Genomic DNA, 20375 nt, shown 5'->3' with positions numbered 1-20375 from the left:
ACAATATGACCTCAATACAAAAACTGAAACTCCAGACGATCGGCGTACTGGCCCTGAGCTCGCTGGCGCTGTCGGTCTCGGCCGCCGTCACGCCGGAGCAGGCTGCCACCTTGCAGACCACGCTGACACCGCTGGGCGCCGAACGCGCCGGCAACGCCAGCGGCACCATCCCGGAATGGACCGGCGGCATGGCGACCAATGCCGCCGCGGTAGACAGCGATGGCTTTTATGGCGACCCCTTCGCCGGCGAGCAACCGCAGTACGTGGTGACAGCGGCCAACATGGATCAGTATCAGGACCTGCTGACTGATGGCCAGAAGGCCATGCTGCAGCGCTACCCGGATACCTACAAACTGCGGGTATTCCAGACCAAACGCACCGCCACCGTGCCGCAGAAGGTATTTGACGCCGTCGCGCGCAACGCGGTGAATACCAAATTGGCAGCCGGCGGCAACGGTCTGGAGAACTTCGATACCGCCTACCCCTTCCCCATCCCGCAAAACGGCGTCGAGGTGATCTGGAACCACATCACCCGCTATCGCGGTGGCAGCTTCACCCGCACCATGGCCCAGGCCACGCCGCAGGCCAATGGCTCGAACACCTACGTGGTATTGCAGGACGCCTTCAGCTTCGCTACTGCGCTGACCGACTACGGCCCGAAGATCTCCGACAACCTGATGTTCTACTTCACCCAGCGGGTACTCTCGCCCTCACGGCTGGCCGGTGACGTACTGCTGGTCCACGAGTACATCAATCAGGTTAAAGAGCCCCGCGCCGCCTGGCTGTACAACGCCGGTCAACGCCGCGTACGCCGCGCACCACAGGTCGCCTACGACGGTCCCGCACTGAGCGCAGACGGCACTCGGGTTTCCGACAACTACGACCTCTACAACGGCTCACCCGACCGTTACGAGTGGAAGCTGGTGGGCAAGCGCGAGCTGCTGATCCCCTACAACAACTTTGCTATTGCCTCGCGCGAGGTGAAGTACGACGACATCATCCAGAAGGGCCATATCAACCAGGACATGGTGCGTTACGAGGTGCATCGCGTTTGGGAAGTAGAAGCCACCCTGCGTGAGGGCCAGCGCCACGTCTATGCCAAGCGGCACTTCTTCATCGACGAGGACAACTGGCAAGCTGGCGAGATCGACCATTACGACGGTCGGGGCGGTTTGTGGCGGGTGGCAGAAGCGGTCGCGCTGCAACGCTTTGATCAGCAAGTACCTGGCTATGCGATTGAAACTCTGTACGACCTGCAGAACGGTCGCTACATGGCCCTGGGCATGACCAACGAAGAGCGCAAGAACTACGACTTCGACTTTGAAGCCTCCTCGGCGGACTTCACCCCCAACGCCCTGCGCGCGGCGGGTATCCGCTAGTACCGAGCACTACCAAGCCCCTGTCGTTTCCGCTGCTCCGGGCGACAGGGCACCCTTCTTCTGAGCTGCAAGCGGCAAGCGGCAAGCTGAAATCCACACCCAAATCCCGTGATAGCTGCCTTTGCTTGTAGCTTGCGGCCAGCGCTGCGCCTAGCCTACCCTTGCTGCAGCATCACTGCGGCCTGTGCACGGCTTTCTACCTTCAGCTTGGCGAAGATACTTTTCATATGCGACTTGATGGTCTCCGGGGTCACGCTCAGATCCTTGGCAATCTGCTTGTTCGATTTGCCCTCGGCGACGCGTTGTATCACCTGCCGCTCCTTCACCGTGAGCGCCAGCAAGGCCGCGCAGCTACTCCCCTCTTCCTCCACCTGGGCAGCCGGGCCAAGTAGTGTGATGACCTCTGCATGCCAGCTCACCGGAACATAGGCCGCCAGCGCGGTGCAGGCTTCAGCGACGCCGATATCGCGCAACAGCGCCACGGCGCCGCTGTCGCGGATCAAGCCCAGTGCCTCGCTCAGCAGGGAGTCACCCTGTCGATCACCGTGCATGGCGAGATAAAAACCCAGCGCCAGCCCCAGCTCAGCAGTCATCAAACAGAACTGGCGCTGGCGTAAATCAGCCAGGAGCGCGTGCGCCTCCTCTACCAATTCGCTGCGCACCGGCTGGCCTGCCAACCCGAGCCATAGCTCGGCCAGCAGGGCAAACTGAGCGCGATCAACGCCACCGTCGTCCAGCGCCAGCGCCTGCAGTTGCTGCAGCTCACGCAGGCAACCGGCGGCCTCACGAACACGCCGCTCCTGCAGGCAGAGCCGCACGCGCTCCAGTAATCCCCAGGCTTGCAGCCGTGGCCACTCGCGCTGCTGCGCCAGCACTGTCATCTGCTCAAGCGTCTGCCGCGCGCGCAGTGCCTGCCCCTGCTGCGCTTGCAGCCGCGCAGAGGTGATGAAGGCCAGCGCAATACAATCCAGAAAGCCGCCCATGTTGATGTAATCAAGGCAGCCCTGCAGGTGATCCGCTGCCTGGGTCATCTCGCCACGCAGATAGAAATAATGCGCCAGCAGGGCATTGGGCAGCGCCAACAGCACCGGGTTCGGCGTCGTCAGGCCATCGGCAAAGTTCTGGTCTATCTGACTCACCAAGGCCTGCAAGCCTTCGACCGCGTAACTGATACGGCCCTGCGCGCCTTCGGCCAGAGCGGTCAACGACTGCCGGTAGCATTCATGCAGAAAGTAACCGCGATTGCCATCCTGCGCGTCCATGGTCGGCGGCAACTGGTAGAGCGCCTCCCAGTCGGCATCGCGCAGCAAGCTGCCGCTCATCAGGTTGAGCAGGACGTTGGTAACCCAGGGCCGGGTGGCTCCCGAGTCGTAGCAGCGCTGCGCCCAAGGGCCGGACCGGGTGTTGTGATCCGCCAGCCCCAACAGCATGGCCTGCAAGGCCTGTACCTCCCAATAGATCGAGGTGCTCTGGCCCTTGTCCGGTTCATTCCACAGCTCAGCCTCTATCTGCTTGGCCAGCTTGTGCGCCTGCCCCAACTCCAGCGACAGCCCCATGGCCCAGGCGCGTGCCATTTTCAGAGGGAGGGGGCAGTCAGCCGCTTGCAATTTCCAGCGCTTTTCCAGGATCACCAGGGTAGTGAAATCGCCCTGTTCAATCAGCGTGGTCGCGCAGTGCTCTATCCAGACCTTGACCTGCCAGACCTCGCCACTGTCGAGCCCCAGCCTGATCGCATCGAGCCACAACTTGCGTTCGGCAAACCAATGCGCTGCCTGCACCAACACTTCGCGCGCCTCGCTCTCGTGCTGACGCAGATAGGCCTTTTTCAGGTGTTCACGAAACAGCGGGTGCAGGCTGAACCAAGTTTCCTCGGGGTCCAGCGCGGTAATGAACAGCTGACGTTGCTGCAATTGATCAAGCAATTGCCGTGCGGCCGGGCCGCCCAGAAGTTCAGCCAGTAGCCCTTCACTGAACTTATCCAGCAAGCCAAGCGGGTAAAGGCTTTGCCGCAGCGGCTCATCGAGATGACGCACCACTTCCTCAAACAGGTTACAGATGCTGCGCGGGGCGATACGCGCGACATTGTGGCCCGGCGTGAGCAGAAAAGCCCGCAGCGCAGCAATCCAGCCTTCGGCCGACTCCTGAATGCGACTGATATCGCTGGATTCCTGTGGCTCGTACCCGGCCTTGCGCAACAGATCGCGGGTTTCTTCCAGTTCAAACCGCAGCTGAGCACCGCCTACTTCCAGCAGGTCATCGGCGTACAAGTGCTCCAGCAGCGCCGAGGGCAGCTCATTGCGACTGATAAAAACCAGATGGAAGTGCGCGGGCGCGCGCTGGAGCAGAAACCGCAGCGCCTCGACCAGCACCTCGTCGTCGATGCAGTGCAGGTCATCTATAAACAGGGTGATCGGCCGCTCGCTGCGACTGAGCTCATTGATCAGCAGGCTGGCCAAGGTCTCGGTGGAAAAGAAGGTCAATTCAGCGCGCAGGCTCAGACAAGCTTGCCCCAGCATCGGGTCGGCCTGGTTCAATGCAGCCGCGATATAGAACAGCAAGCGCTGGGCAGAATCGTCTTCGGCGTCCAGCGAGAGCCAGGCTACCGCGTGCGCCTGTGCCTGCAGGGTATCGGCCCAGATGCTGGCCAGGGTGGTCTTACCAAAGCCGGGAGGCGCCATGAGAATCGCCAGGCGACGCTCATTCAGCAAGCTGGCGTGCTGCTCCAGACGCGGCCTGGGTAATATCCCGCGACCACGACGCGGCGGCGTAATCTTGGTTTTCAACAGAAGCGGAACGTCGCTACCTTGCCCCGTATCGGGAGCGTTGGCGTACTGCTGCACACCCAATCTGATGTTCATGAACTACCCATGCTGAGCGCGGGTCGCCTGGGGCGATGCGGTCACGGCAAGCGTCGACAGCAGCAACCGAATGTGCGACCTATTGTTATTGTTGTCTGGCCACAGTCCATTGGCCTTGAGGTCAGCATAGCAGGCAGAAGACGCGAGACACGCCGCAACCAGGCTGACGCGCCCATCATAAGATCTGGTGATATTAGAGTAAAGACTCTAGATGCACTTCGGGTCACGCTCTGACCCGAAGTGCAGACAGGTTCGAGCTACTTCTTTGTCTCCTGAATCCAGCTATCGTATTCGCGCTGCATGATATAGAGACGGATCTGGTTGGCCTCCTCGCTGTTCAGGCTGTCGCCAAAGGCTGCCATACCGTTGGCCTGATAGGCACCGTGCAGCACAATCGCATCCCAGGCGCCACGCACCGCGTCGCTGCTGTGGCGCAGGTCGGGGATCACTCCTCCCCCCACAACCCCAACGCCATGGCAGACGGCGCAGTATTGCGAATAGAGTTTTTCACCGGCAGCCAACTCGCTGGCTGCCGCCACCACCGGCTCAGGCACGCGCTCGCTGCCCGCCGGCGGCGCCAGGGCGGGCAGTTGCTTGTTGCCGCCCAGCTTGAATACCAGCATACGACTGACGTTGCGTACGCCCGTAGCAACTGCCGCGTCGCCGCCAATCAGCGCGCCGGAGCCACCCCAGCCAGCCATCAGGGCAATGTACTGCTGGCCCTTGTGCTGGTAGGTCATGGGCGCGGCAATCACGCCGGTTTGCGCCTCAAAGCTCCACAGCGGTTGCCCCTTATCGGCACTGTAGGCTTCCAGCTGCCCAGCGGAGGTGCCCTGGAAAACCAGGTTGCCGGCGGTGACCAGGGTTCCGCCATTCCAGTGATTAGGGCGCTCTACCCGCCAGGCAGCTTGCTGTTTGACCGGGTCCCAGGCGAGCAATGCGCCCGAGGTGTACTCGCGCGGCAGCTCGGTAATTTCCGAAGAGCCCGCCGCCGTATTGAAAGCACGCTTGCGCACAAAACTGCCGGCCTCATTGCTGTAGGTGCCGGGGACCTCCTGATACGGGATATACACCAGCTTGGTCAGCGGGCTGAACGACATCGAGTGCCAGTTATGCGCCCCCAGCGGGCTGGGCCACATCACCAGCGTGTCTTTCTGATAGCGCGCGTCGGCGGTTTCGACCGGTCGACCGGTGGCCATATCAATGCGCTCGGCCCAGGTTACCTTGCCGAATTTTTCCGCCGAAAGGAGCTCACCGGTGGCGCGGTCCAACACATAGAAGAAACCGTTCTTGGGCGCCTGCATGATCACCTGACGCGGCTTGCCAGCAATCTCCAGCTCGGCGAGCGTCAGTTGCTGGGTCGCCGTGAAATCCCAACTGTCGCCGGGCGTCACCTGATAGTGCCAGACCAGCTTGCCGGTCTCCGGTTTGAGTGCCAGGATCGAGGACAGATAGAGGTTGTCGCCACCGCCAGGGCTACGCACCTCACGGTTCCAGGGCGAGCCGTTACCGGTGCCCACGTACAGCAGATCAAGCTCGGGATCGTAGGCCATGCTGTCCCAGGCCGTACCACCGCCGCCCAGCGACCAGTCGGTATCTTCACTCCAGGTTTTCAGCGCCGCATTCAGCTCCGGGTGTTCCTGCGGCTGCGCTGGGTCGCGCGGCACGGTGTAGAAGCGCCAGCGCAGCTCGCCGGTATTGGCATCGTAAGCCGAGAAGAAGCCGCGCACGCCAAACTCGGCGCCGCCATTGCCAATCAGCACCATGTCCTTGAGCACCCGCGGCGCGCCGGTGATGGTGTATGGCTGGCTATTGTCCGTGGTTTGCTGGGTCCAGACAGGCTTGCCGGTTTGCGCGTCCAGCGCGATCAGCCGCCCATCCAACGTGCCCACATAGACCTTGCCCTGCCACAGCGCAACCCCGCGATTGACCGCATCACAACAGGCGTCACGCCCCTTGGCCTTGTTGACCTCGGGATCGAAGCTCCAGAGGATCTCGCCGCTGCCGGCATCAACCGCCATCACCCGGCTCCAGGACAGCGAGGTATACAGCACCCCGTCGTGATAGAGCGGCGTGGCTTCCAACCCGCGTTTATTGTCCAGGTCAATCGACCAGGCCAGACCCAATTTGGCTACCGATTCGGTGTTGATCTGTTCGAGCGGGCTGAAGCGCTGCTGCGCCCAGGTGCGGTCGTAACTCAACCACTCACTGCCGTCGGTTTCCAGTGCTTGCATGGCGGCCGCGTCCACCGCGGCTTGGGCATTGCCCAGCCAGCCGAGGCTGACCAGGCTCAGGCCAGCCAGGCGCAGCAGAGGGCCGAAGCCTTTGATCATCTGAGTCATGCGGGTTCTCTTTTTTATTGAAAACATGACTGTCGATGCTAGCCAGCAGTGCGGCAGATGATTACCCCCCTTGTGGGGGGTATACGCAGCTCTGTGCCAGAGGATCCCGATGATCAGTTCATCGAGGGGCGCCACATGCGAAACAGCGACTCCGGCCCCGGTTGAAAATAATCCGCCGGCCCGCCGCCACGCAGCACAGGCTCAGCCGCGGCGGTATCGTAAATACCCTCCTTGAGCAGGTGCCTGGCAATATGTACCGCCACCACTTCGCCCAGTATCAGCCAGGTGGGCACCTTGACCTGATCTACCCCCTGCAGCTGCAGTATTTGCGTCACTTTGCATTCAAAGCTCACCGGGCTCTGCGCCACACGTGGTACGGCAATGCGCCGCGAGGCAGCGGGCGTCAGGCTACTCAGTTCAAACTCGTCTACCTCGGGCGCGACCGCCGCGCAGCTCTGGTTCATCGCCTCGGCTAGCGGCCGGGTCACCAGACTCCAGGCGAACTCACCGGTTGCTTCTATGTTGTTGAGGCTGTCCTTGCGCCCCACACTGGCGAAGCCAATGATCGGCGGGGTGTAATTGAAGGCGTTGAAGAAACTGTAGGGCGCCAGATTCAGGCGACCCTGGGCGTCCTGCGATGAAATCCAACCGATGGGCCGTGGCCCGATAATCGCGTTGAAAGGGTCGTGTGGCAGGCCATGGCCCAGCGCGGGTTCGTAGTAGTACGGATCGTCAGACATCAAAGCATCCCGACAGGTGAAAAGACGCCTTCTTTGTAGCCCATCCTCGGGCGCAGGCCAACCACCCGCTGCCCTGCTGGCAAGATCGCCGGGGGATAAGCGCACAGCATCCGGCAGAGTTTAAAAGGGTAAAGTCACTCTTACACCGGCTAATTTAGTCTCATGCAATAAACAAAAACAGCACAATAACAAAATCCGCAGACAATACACTTTCAGCGATAGATACATAAACTTAATATCCGCACGCCATTACAACGCGAGCAAAACGCCATCAATTTAAAAATCCAAACTGCGAGGTAACGCACAAGCAAACTATCAATAACGGACCCACTTCACGAAAGGGTTCATCTCACCCATTCAGGTTAGTTTATTGGCCTGCCGCGAAAGTTAGCGTCCCTTCTCCGCGGGTAACGGACTTCTTACTAGTTTCTTACTTCCATTGCGGAACAGACAATATCAACAACAAGGGATTCATCATGAAAACATCTGCACTCAAGTTTACTGCCCTCACTCTGGGTATGGCGCTGTCGACCGCTGCGCTGGCAACCAACCCCGGCGGTGGCGGCGGCGGCACCGCCGATCCGACCGGCACCGGCTTTCCGGGCGTAACCGATTTTGCTGCTACTGGCTCCTTCGCTACTACCGATGGCAGCGCCGGCCTGAGCTGCACCGTCTTTCGCCCCAGCACCCTGGGAGCGAATAACCTGAAGCACCCGATTATCGTCTGGGGCAACGGCACCACCGCATCCCCCAGCACCTACGCCGACCTGCTGGAACACTGGGCCAGCCAGGGCTTTGTGGTCATCGCGGCCAATACGTCCAACGCCGGCACCGGCGAAGAGATGCTCGATTGCCTCGATTACCTGACTACACAAAACAACCGCAGCTCAGGCACTTACGCTAACAAGCTCGACCTGAATCGCGTCGGCACTGCCGGTCATTCGCAGGGCGGCGGCGGCACCATCATGGCCGGGCAGGACCCACGCATCAAAGCCACCGCGCCCTTCCAGCCCTATACTATCGGGCTGGGCCACAGCAGCTCGTCACAGAGCAACCAAAGCGGGCCGATGTTCCTCATGTCCGGCAGCGCCGATACCATTGCAGCACCCAACCTGAACTCCCTGCCCGTCTATAACCGCGCCAACGTGCCGGTGTTCTGGGGTGAACTTGCCGGTGCCAGTCACTTTGAGCCAGTCGGCGATGCCGGCGACTTTCGCGGCCCCTCGACCGCCTGGTTCCGCTATCACCTGATGGATGACCAGAGCGCTGGCGAGCTGTTCTACGGCAGCAATTGTGATCTGTGCACCGACAATGACTGGGAAGTACGCCGCAAAGGTATCAACTAAAAACGGCCGCTTTGCCATGGCGGCGGATGCAACTGCAAGTTGCTCCGCCGTTTCAAATACCCCCATTCGGGTGAGCGACCACCCCCCTATAAAACCGCAATAAAACAAACCGCGCCCCGCAATAGCAACAACATCATAAAGTTACAGACCACCTTTAAAACAATATTAAATTTTCGCAAACACCCCAACATTATACGCCACCCAAACAGGCGAGTTTATTTGCCAGCGGCAGCAACTAAGGTGCTCATTCGGCGTGATCGCAAAGTCGTTATTCGCCATCCGCCCAGCACAACAACAATGAACCGACTAAAGGAATTAACCATGAAAGCACCCGCATTCAAGCTGGCGGCCATCGCACTGGGTCTCGCCTTCTCTTCCGCCGCGCTGGCAACCAATCCCGGTGGTGGTGGCGGTGGCAGCAGCGACCCGACCGGCACAGGTTTTCCCGGTGTATCCAGTTTCAGCTCCAGCGGTTCCTTCTCCACCACCAGCGGCAGCGCCGGCTTCAGCTGTACGGTTTTCCGCCCCAGCACCCTTGGTGCCAGCGGCCGCAAGCACCCGATTATCGTTTGGGGCAACGGCACTACCGCCTCACCCAGCACCTATTCTGCACTGCTGACCCACTGGGCCAGCCATGGCTTCGTGGTGATTGCGGCCAACACCTCCAATGCCGGTACCGGGCAAGACATGCTCAACTGTGTCGACTATCTGGTCGATCAGAACAACCGCAGCAGCGGCACCTATGCGGGCAAGCTTGACCTCAACCGCATTGGCGCTGCCGGCCACTCGCAGGGTGGCGGCGGTACCATCATGGCTGGGCAGAACTACCGCATCAAAGCTACTGCCCCCTTCCAGCCCTACACTATCGGCCTGGGTCACAGCAGCTCCTCGCAAAGCAATCAGAATGGTCCGATGTTCCTGATGTCCGGCAGTGCTGACACCATCGCCTCGCCCACACTGAATTCACTGCCGGTATACAACCGCGCCAACGTGCCAGTGTTCTGGGGTGAGCTGAGCGGCGCGAGCCACTTTGAGCCGGTCGGCAATGCCGGCGACTTCCGCGGGCCCGCTACAGCCTGGTTCCGTTATCACCTGATGGACGACCAGTCAGCCGAGAACACGTTCTACGGCAGCAACTGCGGCCTGTGCTCGGATCGCGACTGGGACGTACGCCGCAAGGGCATCAACTAAGCTACCGCGCGCCGGGCTTATCGGCTCGGCGTGACCTGTCCCGACCACGGCGGACTGCTTCGGCAGACCGCCGTTTTTTTTTAGGCCCTAGAGCCCGGCACCTGTCTCACAGGCGACAGATGTCTGCGCGTTCCTGTTGTATGCTTGCGGCAAATCGCTCAGCAGGAGAACAAGCATGACCTCTCACCCTCGCAAAGTTGCCCTGGTTACCGGCGCCGGCACCGGCATAGGTCGCGCCACGGCATTGGCCCTGTTACGCGCGGGTTATCAGGTAGCGCTGGCGGGACGCAACCTGGGCAAGCTGCAAGCCTCGCTGGCCGATGCAGCAGAGCTGGCAGACCAAGCGCTGGTGGTAGCATGTGATGTACGTGAGCCGGACTCCGTGGCCGCGCTGTTCGGTGAAATCAAAGCGCGTTTTGGCCGCCTCGACCTGGTGTTCAACAATGCCGGCACCGGCGCGCCGCCGGTACCGCTTGAAGAGCTGCAGTTCGAGCACTGGCGCGCCACTATAGACACCAACCTCACCGGCGCCTTTCTGTGCACCCAGCAGGCGTTCAAGCTGATGCAGGCGCAGTCACCCATGGGCGGGCGTATCATCAACAACGGCTCCATCTCTGCCCACGCACCGCGCCCCAACTCCGCGCCCTACACCGCCTCCAAGCACGCGATGACCGGCTTGACCAAATCCACCTCGTTGGATGGCCGCAAGTACAACATCGCCTGCGGCCAGATCGACATCGGCAATGCCGCGACCGACATGGCCGTTCCCATGCAACGGGGTGTACCCCAGGCCAATGGCCAGATCTCAGCCGAAGCGGTAATGGACGTGGAGCACGTGGCGCAGGCGGTCGTACAAATGGCCGAATTGCCGCTGGAGAGCAACATTCAGTTCATGACCATCATGGCGACCAAGATGCCGTTTATTGGTCGGGGATAATCCGCGCCGCCGGGCGAGCCGCAATGCTAGCCCACCGCTCTGGCCGCCCCCGCCGGGAACCCGGGGCGGCCATCGTTCAACGGGCGGCGCGGCTACTCTTCTGCATTCGCTTTGCCCAGCGGTGATGCCCGTCAATGCATCTCACAGCTTTAGCCAGCCTGGGCACAGCACTCAGTGCAGATCGTCCGCCCGCGATACAAATCCCCAATTAACTAAAAAACCCCAAGTCATCCCCCCGATGATAAAGATGCTCTGAATCACCCTCAGCATGAGCCCAAAGTCTTATTTACTAACGATTAACCTCTGATTCAGAGTCGGGACACTTTCATTCTTGGTATCACAATTGCTACCATGCTCGCACATAACGAGAACCATACTGGCTAGGCAGACACTATGAGCACCCAACAGACCCCCTTGGCGCTGGCACTGTCCAAACGCAAGTCCGATGAACGTGCAACGCCCCTCAGCGCCTTTCGCATGGCGCGTAGCTGGTGGCTGGAAGGCAGACGCTTGAATCTGTCTTTACTGGCAGAAGAGCTGGGGATTGGCCGCGCCACCCTGATGCGCTGGGTGGGTAACAAGGATCTGCTGATGGGCGAGATTCTCTGGTCGCTGTACAAGCGCATCTACGATGAGGCGATTGCCCGTGCCGATCAAACGCCAGGGCTTGATGGCATCGACTACCTGACGCAGATTTACACCGACATCAACGTCGCCCTGATCAACGCCAAGCCCATGCACGACTTCCTGCAGGCCGAGCCACAGTGGGGTTTGCAGCTGCTGACCTCGCGGGTCTCGGGTTTGCACGAACGCTTGATGGACACCTGGCGCAAAATGTTCGACGAGCAGATCAAAGCCGGCAAGATCAACCCCGAGATGGATGCCGATAGCCTGGCGCTGTACATCGTCAAGATTGGCGAAGGCGCTATCTATTGCGACCTGATCTGCGCCCGCAAGCCAGACCCCACGCCCGCTGCCACCGCCTTCCGGCTGCTGGTGAACGGCCACCAGGCCTGAGCACCCGCGCAGCGCTGATCCAGCCCACGCGGCCAGCGAGACAACCCACGCGTGCCGACGCACGCGTGGGCCTGCGCTACTGTCGGCGCAGCGGCCATTCGATAATGAAGGCTGCCCCGCCGAGCCCTTCCGACGCCTCCACCGCCACATGGCCACGATGCCAGTAGGCCACCCGCCGTACGATGGATAGCCCCAGCCCATAACCACCACTGGCCCGCGTACGGCTATCATCCAGGCGCAGGAAGGGAGTAAAGATGTGTTCACGGTAGCGCTCGGGAATGCCCGGCCCGTCATCTTCCACGGTGACCCGGCAGCGTCCGCCGAGCACCCGCGTACTGACCTGCACGCGGCTACCGGCATGCCGTGCGGCATTGCTCACCAGGTTGGTGATGGCGCGGTGCAGGTAACGCTTCTCGGCATCCACCCAGCCAGCCCTACCACGTGAGCGATCATTGTATTCAATCAGCACCTGGGGATTGATCGGCCGTAGCTCGGCCATCACCTGCTCGATCACCGCCGAGACGTCGACCGGTTCCAGCACCAGCGCCGGCGCGCCCTGCTCGAGCCTGGCGTAGGTCAAGATCTCGTCAACCAGCTTGTCCAACTCGGTCAGGTCACCGTCCATGCTGTCCAGATAGCGCTTCAACGCGTCTTCGCTGCCGGCGGTTTCCACCATCTCGAGCCCAAAGCGCAGGCGTGCAACCGGGGTACGCAGCTCATGCGATATGGCGCCAATCATTTCCTGCTGAATATTCATCAGCCGCTGCAGGTGGCGCGCCATATCGTTGAATGCCCGCGCCAGACTCCCCACGGAGTCGTTGCCGATCACCTCGGCACGCGCATCCAGATTGCCCCGGGTAATGTGCAGCGCAGCGGATTCCAGATTCATCAACCGCTGTTCGAGCTGTCGCACCAGCAGGTAGATCAGCAGACCGCTCAGCGACAGTGCCAGCAGGCCGGTGATCAGCAGCATCTCGGTGGGATAGTCCTGCATCTGATACACCGGGCCCATGCTGAGCACCCATTCGGTGTCCGGGATCTTCATGTACATCATCACCGAGTTGCCTTCCGGCCCAAGGCTGAGCACGGTGTCGAACTCATCCAGGCGGCGCAGCTGGTCGGCATCCAGGTCAGCCTCGGCCAGGCGTGTGAGCCGCAGCGGGTAGCCAAAGCCCTTGTCACGGCGCAGCTCCGATAGCCAGCGCGGCATCTCGGTATCGGCGTGGCGCACCAGTTCATCGGCAATCAGAAATAGCGTGGCACGGCCCAGTTGCTCAGAGATACGCTGAATGTCGGCGGTCAGCACCACCTCATCCGCGAGATCAACCAGGCTGAACACCCGCACTTCGTCCGGCCCGCGCGTGCGCACCAGCACTCGCCCACGAATCAGGCGCGACCAGTTGCTGGCTTCCAGCCCCAGATCATCCAGCGAATTGAGCTCCAGCGGCACGCCAATCAACCGCGACCACACCGCAAGGGCCTTCTGCCGCTCAGCGGTATCCATGGGTTCCAGGTTGTCGGCCATCAGCCGAAAGGTGCCGGTTGCCATACGCTCACGATAATCTTCCGCGCGCACATCATTGACCAGGCGAATACTGATCAAGGCCAGACAGGACACCGCAATCAGCACCAACAGCATGCCGCCGTAGATGCGGATAAAAATGGAGTTCACTGCTGTTCCGGGCCCGGTGCGACGAACAGGTAACCTTTGCTGCGTACAGTCTTGATCATGCGGGGGATCTCGGGGTCGTCACCGATCTTGGGACGAATGCGCGAAATGCGTACGTCAATGGAGCGGTCCTGACCGTCGTACTCGATGCCACGCAGCGAGACAAAGATCTCTTCGCGGCTGAGGATACGGCCGGCGTTGCTGGCCAGCAGCCAGAGCAGATCGAATTCGGCGCCGGTCAGCTCGATCAATTCGCTGCTCAACCAGGCTTCACGGCGGTCGTTGTCGATCAGCAGATTGCCAAAGCTCAGACGCGTGGTATTGCCACTGTCTTCCGGCTCGGCCGAGCGGCGCAGCAGCGCGCGGATACGCGCCAGCAACACCTGCGGGCGTACCGGCTTGTTGACGTAGTCGTCAGCGCCCAGTTCCAGGCCACGAATGTGATCCTGATCTTCACTGCGCGCAGTCAGCATGAGAATGGGACGGGCAAACCCCGCCTCGCGTACCCGCTGGCAGATGGACAGGCCATCTTCACCGGGCAGCATCAGATCCAGCACCACCAGTGCCGGCTGCGTATCCAGAATACGCTGCACCGCTGCACTGCCGTCTGCCTCCAGCGCGACCGTCAGGCCCTGCTGCTGCAGAAAGTCGCTGATCAGGCCGGCCAGCTTCTGGTCGTCTTCGACAATCAGAATGGTGCCCTGATCTTGCAGCGTATCTTTGAGAGTACCTTTATCCGTTTCCATCCCCACCACCTTGCCAAGACTGCTCACCGCAATTGGTCGGCGATTGTAACACCCGCGAGACAGAGCCGGGGCACTCGGAAAACACCATGGCTGCAACAGTATTTTGCCGCGCCGACGCTTTGTTGTGGCGCAGCTCACAGTAATCACCATATCTAGTAAAAAGCAAAAATGCCGTGCAAGCAGCGCGCGCTCTTGGGTGCACCGATGGTCAAGCCCCAAGGGCAAAAAAACAATGAAAAAATCGGCTTGCCACAACCCAGATCACACACTATCTTGTGCCAATGCCGTTTCAGACAACCATATATATGGTTAACCTTCACAGCCTACCCGGCCACGTCAAGGGCTGAAACCAGCCATTTTATTGATAGATCGCGCTGCCGACGCCATCGCAGCAGCGCCTCAGCCAACACTACATATTGTGTTTGTGTCCAACATTCGTGCCCAACAAAGGAGCCTGTCATGCACGCTACCCCGTCAGCCAGCAGTAACCAAACCTCTCACGTGCATGCCGAGCAAGAACAGCAGAACGACGATCTGCAGATGAGCGCACCCGGTCAATTGCGCGTCATCAAGCGCAACGGCACCCTGGTGCCCTACACCGACGACAAGATTCGCGTCGCCATGACCAAGGCATTTCTTGCCGTGGAGGGCGGCCAGGCGGCCGCGTCTTCGCGCATCCGCCAGATCGTGGACGAGATGACTGACACCATCAGCGCCATCTTCAAGCGTCGCCTGCCCTCCGGCGGCACCCTGCACATTGAAGAAATTCAGGACCAGGTAGAACTGGCACTGATGCGCTCCGGCGAGCAGAAGACCGCCCGCAGCTACGTGCTGTACCGCGAAGAGCACGCGCGCCAGCGCCAAGAGCGTCAGGCCGCTGCGCCGGCCGATGCCCACCCCAGCATCCGCGTCACCTTGGCCGACGGCAGCCGTCAACCGCTCGACATGGGCCGCCTGCGCACCGTGATTCAGGAGGCCTGCGACGGCCTGGCGGAAGTCGACGCCAAGCACATCGAGCAGGAAACCCTGAAGAACCTGTACGACGGCGTGACCCAGCTGGATGTGAATACCGCCATGGTGATGACCGCCCGCACCCTGGTTGAGCGCGAGCCCAACTACAGCCAGGTCACTGCCCGCCTGCTGCTCGACAACCTGCGCGCCGAAGCCCTGGGCCACCTGGGCGTGGCCAGCAGCGCCACCCATACCGACATGGCCGAGCTGTACGCCAAGACCCTGCCGGTCTACATCAAGGCCGGCATCGAATACGAACTACTTGACGCCAAGCTGGCCGAGTTCGACCTTGAAGCGCTGGGCGCGGCGATCAACCACGACCGCGACCAACTGTTTGGCTACCTGGGCCTGCAGACCCTGTACGACCGTTACTTCCTGCACCGTGAAGGCACCCGCATCGAGCTGCCGCAGATCTTCTTCATGCGCGTGGCCATGGGTCTGGCCATTGAAGAGCAGGACAAAAACGCCCGCGCCATCGAGTTCTATAACCTGATTTCCAGCTTCGACTACATGGCCTCCACGCCGACCCTGTTCAACGCCGGCACCCTGCGCCCGCAGCTGTCCAGCTGCTACCTGACCACGGTCCCCGACGAGCTGTCCGGCATTTACAAGGCCATCCACGATAACGCCATGCTGTCCAAGTTTGCCGGCGGCCTGGGTAACGACTGGACGCCCGTGCGCGCCATGGGCGCCTACATCAAGGGCACCAACGGCCAGTCGCAGGGCGTAGTGCCCTTCCTGAAAGTGGTCAACGACACCGCCGTGGCAGTCAACCAGGGCGGCAAGCGCAAGGGCGCGGTGTGCGGCTATCTGGAAACCTGGCACCTCGACATCGAAGAATTCCTCGAGCTGCGCAAGAACACCGGTGACGACCGTCGCCGCACCCACGACATGAACACCGCCAACTGGATTCCTGACCTGTTCATGAAGCGCGTCTTCGAAGACGGCCAGTGGACGCTGTTCTCCCCGTCCGACGTGCCTGACCTGCACGACCTGACCGGCAAAGCCTTCGAGGAGCGTTACGAGTACTACGAAGCGCTCACCGAGTACGGCAAACTCAAACTGCACAAGACCATCAAGGCCGCCGACCTATGGCGCAAGATGCTCAGCATGCTGTTCGAGACGGGCCACCCCTGGCTGACCTTCAAGGACGCCTGCAACCTGCGCAGCCCGCAGCAGCACGCAGGCGTGGTACACAGCTCGAACCTGTGCACCGAGATCACCCTGAACACCAGCGCCGATGAAATCGCCGTGTGTAACCTGGGCTCGGTCAACATGGTGCACCACATCACCGATGGCAAGCTGGACACCGCCAAGCTGGAGCGCACCGTGCGCACCGCCGTGCGCATGCTCGATAACGTGATCGACATCAACTACTACTCGGTGCCCCAGGCAAAGAACTCCAACTTCAAGCACCGCCCCGTGGGCCTCGGTCTGATGGGCTTTCAGGATGCGCTCTACCTGCAGCACATCCCCTACGGCTCCAACGAGGCCGTGGCCTTCGCCGACCAGTCGATGGAAGCCATCAGCTACTACGCCATCCAGGCCTCCTGTGACCTGGCCGAAGAGCGCGGCAGCTACTCCAGCTTCGAGGGCTCGCTGTGGTCCAAGGGCATCCTGCCCTACGACTCGCTCGACATTCTCACCGAGCAGCGTGGCGCCAAGTACATTGAAGTCGACCGCAGCAGCACCCTGGATTGGGAGCCGGTGCGCGAGCGCGCCAAGAAAGGCATTCGCAACTCCAACATCATGGCCATCGCCCCCACCGCGACCATCGCCAACATCACCGGCGTCTCGCAGTCGATCGAGCCGACGTACCAGAACCTGTACGTCAAATCGAACCTGTCGGGCGAGTTCACCGTGATCAACCCCTACCTGGTGCGCGACCTGAAAGCTCGCGGCCTGTGGGATTCGGTCATGGTCAACGACCTCAAGTACTACGATGGCTCGGTACAGCAGATCGACCGCATCCCCGATGACCTCAAGGCGCTGTACGCCACCGCCTTTGAAGTGGAAACCAAGTGGATCGTCGAAGCCGCCAGCCGCCGCCAGAAATGGATCGATCAGGCGCAGTCGCTGAACCTGTACATCGCCGGCGCCTCCGGCAAAAAGCTGGACGTGACCTACCGCATGGCGTGGTTCCGTGGCCTGAAAACCACCTACTACCTCCGTGCCCTGGCCGCCACCAGCACCGAGAAGTCGACGGTCAACACCGGCAAGCTGAACGCCGTTTCCAGCGGCAGCGCGCCGGCTATCACCGCCGCACCCGCTGGCCCGGCGCCGCTGCCGCAGGCCTGCTCCATCGATGATCCGGACTGCGAGGCGTGTCAATAAAACGCACGTATCTGAGCGGCGCCCGCGTTGTTGCCGAGCCGACCGAACCCGGTCACGTACATGAGTACGCTCCCGGGTCCGGCCAGCCCGGCGCCTAGCGCTCACTCGCTCAGCCAGGCGCTTAGGCCGCAAAGACATCAAGACCTTCCCGCCAGGCGGGAATCAAACAGAACCAATAGGGACCCCGAGCTGGCAGCAACGCCGCTCGGCCCGCCGCACCAAACAACTTGCCGCTTGAAGCTTATCGCTTGAGGCGGGCGACCAAAGGGAGCCAAACCCATGCTCAGCTGGGACGAATTCGATAGCGAAGACACCACCGCCGCACCCGCCGCTGCCAAAGCCGCAGCCCCGGTGCAAGACAACAGCGCGCTGGATCAACAAGCCGCCGCCAAGGCCGAACAGGCCCGCAACGTGGACGGCAACGACTCCGCCGCCATCGCCCGCGCCAAAGCCGCACTGGATAATCTGGACATTGAAGAAGGTCTCGAAGACCTGGAAGGCTCCGCCGCGCGCGTCAACGTAGACGCCAAGCAGATGATCAACTGCCGCGCCGACCTCAACCAGCTGGTGCCGTTCAAATACGAATGGGCCTGGCAGAAGTACCTCGACGGCTGCTCCAACCACTGGATGCCGCAAGAGGTCAACATGACCGCCGACATCGCCCTATGGAAAAGCGCCGACGGCCTCACCGAAGACGAGCGCCGCATCGTCAAGCGCAACCTCGGCTTCTTCTCTACCGCCGACTCCCTGGTCGCCAACAACCTGGTGCTGGCCGTCTACCGCCTGATCACCAACCCCGAGTGCCGCCAGTACATCCTGCGCCAGGCCTTTGAAGAAGCCATCCACACCCACGCCTACCAGTACTGCATCGAGTCGCTGGGCATGGATGAAGGCGAAATCTTCAACATGTACCACGAGATTCCCAGCGTCGCGAAAAAAGCCGCCTGGGGCCTCAAGTACACCCGCTCGATCTCCGACCCGACCTTTAACACCGGCACCGTCGAGACCGACAAAGAACTGCTGCGCAACCTGATCGCTTACTACTGCGTATTGGAAGGTGTGTTCTTCTACTGTGGCTTTACCCAGATTCTCTCCATGGGCCGCCGCAACAAAATGACCGGCGTCGCCGAGCAGTTCCAGTACATCCTGCGTGACGAATCCATGCACCTGAACTTCGGCATCGACGTGATCAACCAGATCAAGATCGAAAACCCGCACCTGTGGGATGCCGCCATGAAGGACGAAGCCACGCAGATGATCCTGCAAGGCACCCAACTGGAAATCGAATACGCCCGCGACACCATGCCCCGCGGCGTACTCGGCATGAACGCCGCCATGATGGAAGACTATCTCAAGTTCATCGCCAACCGACGCTTGACCCAAATCGGCCTGAAGGAAGAGTACCCCGGTACCAGCAACCCCTTCCCGTGGATGAGCGAAATCATGGACTTGAAGAAAGAGAAGAACTTCTTTGAGACGCGGGTGATTGAGTATCAGACAGGTGGGGCTTTGAGCTGGGATTGATAAGCTTCTGACCGCTAACCTTGACCGTTCCCACGCTCAGCGTGGGAACCATCAATTTTCATCTATAAAAACGGAACATCTCTTCTCGGCCCATATACTTCGGTTCATCTTCGTAAAGCTGCTCCAAGAGATCAAGCGCAACTTGTCTTTCCCCAGCAGCTCCATGATAGTCATGCCAATTTGCCTGCTCCCATAGAAATCCAGGCCACACTTGCTTTTTATTCTTTAGCAACAAATCATCCAACTCAGTTAAAAAGATTGAAAATGCTACACGGACCTCATCACTTCTCTTAGATAAAGGCCCGCTTCCAGGAACTTTAAACTCTTCATACGCCATCGTGTTAACATAAGTCGCTGCGATATATATATTATCCGGGGCCAGCCTATAGGCCTCCTTCAAATAACTTAACGACTCATCGGACCTGGGCTCCTGCTGTGCCCAGCCGGTCACCTGCCCGTTGTAGATCATCGTGCTCGGCGCATAAATCAGCCTGGTATAAATCCGTGCGGCAGCAGAATCATCACCCGCATTCATAGCCTGCTTCGCTGCGGACAACAGCGATTGGCGCAGTTCAGCTGTATCCTTATGGGCAGTAGACCGCAAGGTTTCATTTCGATTAGGGTCTGACAACTCGTAGCGTACCCGTTCATACTCTTGTATGTACGGCTGCATCTCCGGCTTATGCTCAGGATCTCGCTTTAGGACAACATCAGCCGATAGACGAGATTCCCGCCCGACAGAAAAATAGGCTCTAGCCGGCAAATAGCCATTTTTCATAACCGTAAAGCCAACCTGCAGGGCCGCAGGGCGCTTATTGCCTCTTCCTTCAAGAAATTCATAATCGACTTTAAAGCTTGCCTTTCCATCGGAATTACCCATTGGCATAACAAGCAAGCTAGGTATTATCCGATTATAAGCAGTAGCGAATTCAAAAGATGAGCGGTAGCGCATGGTCAATCGCCAAAGATCTTCGCCATTTATTGATTCGGGCTTGGACCTTGGTAGTACGTACCCCCAGACCGTAGGATAAGGAATGGCTTTTCCCTGTTCATCCACAACGGTCAAAGCAACACTGATATCATCCGAGAACAAGTTCCAGCCTTTAGCCAGAGGACTAAAAAGAACCACAAGAACCAGGAATGAAAACTGCCGAATGGTCCACATCTCTCAACGCTCCTTCTGATGATCGTTGAGACGCGGGGCATCACCAGACGGATTCCCTCGCAGAGCGTGGAAACCATCACGAACCTGAACCGTGTTGGACCGAGTGATGTTTTTCA

At 60.2% G+C, this 20375-nt stretch carries 13 protein-coding genes; 7 read left to right on the top strand and 6 right to left on the bottom strand.

Features of this window, described 5'->3' with window-relative positions; genetic code table 11:
* Positions 1–5: 5 nt before the first annotated feature.
* A complete protein-coding gene (locus tag BLU26_RS01100) occupies positions 6–1379 on the top strand; it encodes a DUF1329 domain-containing protein (RefSeq protein ID WP_092283115.1) in 1374 nt (457 codons plus the stop codon).
* A gap of 155 nt (positions 1380–1534) precedes the next feature.
* Here the strand turns inward: BLU26_RS01100 and BLU26_RS01095 are convergent, their stop codons facing one another.
* The 3 genes from BLU26_RS01095 to BLU26_RS01085 form a co-directional block, all read right to left on the bottom strand.
* Complete coding sequence (locus BLU26_RS01095; protein ID WP_092283114.1) at positions 1535–4237, bottom strand: LuxR C-terminal-related transcriptional regulator; 2703 nt, start codon at positions 4235–4237, stop codon at positions 1535–1537.
* A 257-nt stretch (positions 4238–4494) separates the two neighbouring features.
* Positions 4495–6579 carry a PQQ-dependent dehydrogenase, methanol/ethanol family gene (locus BLU26_RS01090; protein WP_231701985.1) on the bottom strand — a complete coding sequence of 695 codons (2085 nt, stop codon included), beginning with the start codon at positions 6577–6579 and terminating at the stop codon, positions 4495–4497.
* Between the two features lie 113 nt (positions 6580–6692).
* Complete coding sequence (locus BLU26_RS01085; protein ID WP_092283113.1) at positions 6693–7319, bottom strand: flavin reductase family protein; 627 nt, start codon at positions 7317–7319, stop codon at positions 6693–6695.
* A 476-nt stretch (positions 7320–7795) separates the two neighbouring features.
* On the opposite strand from BLU26_RS01085, the gene BLU26_RS01080 reads away from it, so the two are divergent.
* From BLU26_RS01080 to BLU26_RS01065, 4 genes are all read left to right on the top strand, one after another.
* Positions 7796–8665, top strand: coding sequence for an alpha/beta hydrolase family protein (locus tag BLU26_RS01080; protein WP_092283112.1), 870 nt, complete (start codon positions 7796–7798; stop codon positions 8663–8665).
* Positions 8666–8986: 321 nt separating this feature from the next.
* Positions 8987–9856: an alpha/beta hydrolase family protein gene (locus BLU26_RS01075; RefSeq protein WP_092283111.1), complete on the top strand. Its 870-nt coding sequence runs from the start codon at positions 8987–8989 to the stop codon at positions 9854–9856.
* Positions 9857–10031: 175 nt separating this feature from the next.
* The gene (locus tag BLU26_RS01070; RefSeq protein WP_092283110.1) at positions 10032–10793 is read left to right on the top strand and encodes an SDR family oxidoreductase; all 762 of its coding nucleotides are present in this window, start codon (positions 10032–10034) and stop codon (positions 10791–10793) included.
* Between the two features lie 393 nt (positions 10794–11186).
* The gene (locus BLU26_RS01065; protein ID WP_092283109.1) at positions 11187–11810 is read left to right on the top strand and encodes a QsdR family transcriptional regulator; all 624 of its coding nucleotides are present in this window, start codon (positions 11187–11189) and stop codon (positions 11808–11810) included.
* A gap of 76 nt (positions 11811–11886) precedes the next feature.
* Here BLU26_RS01065 and BLU26_RS01060 read toward each other — a convergent pair whose 3' ends face one another.
* The gene (locus tag BLU26_RS01060; RefSeq protein ID WP_092283108.1) at positions 11887–13482 is read right to left on the bottom strand and encodes an ATP-binding protein; all 1596 of its coding nucleotides are present in this window, start codon (positions 13480–13482) and stop codon (positions 11887–11889) included.
* Positions 13479–14225 carry a response regulator transcription factor gene (locus tag BLU26_RS01055; RefSeq protein WP_092283107.1) on the bottom strand — a complete coding sequence of 249 codons (747 nt, stop codon included), beginning with the start codon at positions 14223–14225 and terminating at the stop codon, positions 13479–13481. Before BLU26_RS01055 ends, BLU26_RS01060 begins: the two co-directional genes overlap by 4 nt.
* A 459-nt stretch (positions 14226–14684) precedes the next feature.
* Between BLU26_RS01055 and BLU26_RS01050 the strand changes: the two genes are divergently transcribed.
* Together BLU26_RS01050 and BLU26_RS01045 are read left to right on the top strand one after the other, a co-directional pair.
* Positions 14685–17570, top strand: a complete 2886-nt coding sequence (locus BLU26_RS01050) for a ribonucleoside-diphosphate reductase subunit alpha (RefSeq protein ID WP_092283106.1) — start codon at positions 14685–14687, stop codon at positions 17568–17570.
* Between the two features lie 279 nt (positions 17571–17849).
* Positions 17850–19094: a ribonucleotide-diphosphate reductase subunit beta gene (locus BLU26_RS01045; RefSeq protein ID WP_092283105.1), complete on the top strand. Its 1245-nt coding sequence runs from the start codon at positions 17850–17852 to the stop codon at positions 19092–19094.
* A gap of 58 nt (positions 19095–19152) precedes the next feature.
* Here BLU26_RS01045 and BLU26_RS01040 read toward each other — a convergent pair whose 3' ends face one another.
* A complete protein-coding gene (locus tag BLU26_RS01040; RefSeq protein ID WP_092283104.1) occupies positions 19153–20259 on the bottom strand; it encodes a hypothetical protein in 1107 nt (368 codons plus the stop codon).
* Between the last annotated feature and the right edge of the window lie 116 nt (positions 20260–20375).

The organism is Halopseudomonas sabulinigri (assembly GCF_900105255.1).
Lineage (GTDB): Bacteria > Pseudomonadota > Gammaproteobacteria > Pseudomonadales > Pseudomonadaceae > Halopseudomonas > Halopseudomonas sabulinigri.
This window is presented reverse-complemented; position numbering and strand designations above follow the sequence as displayed.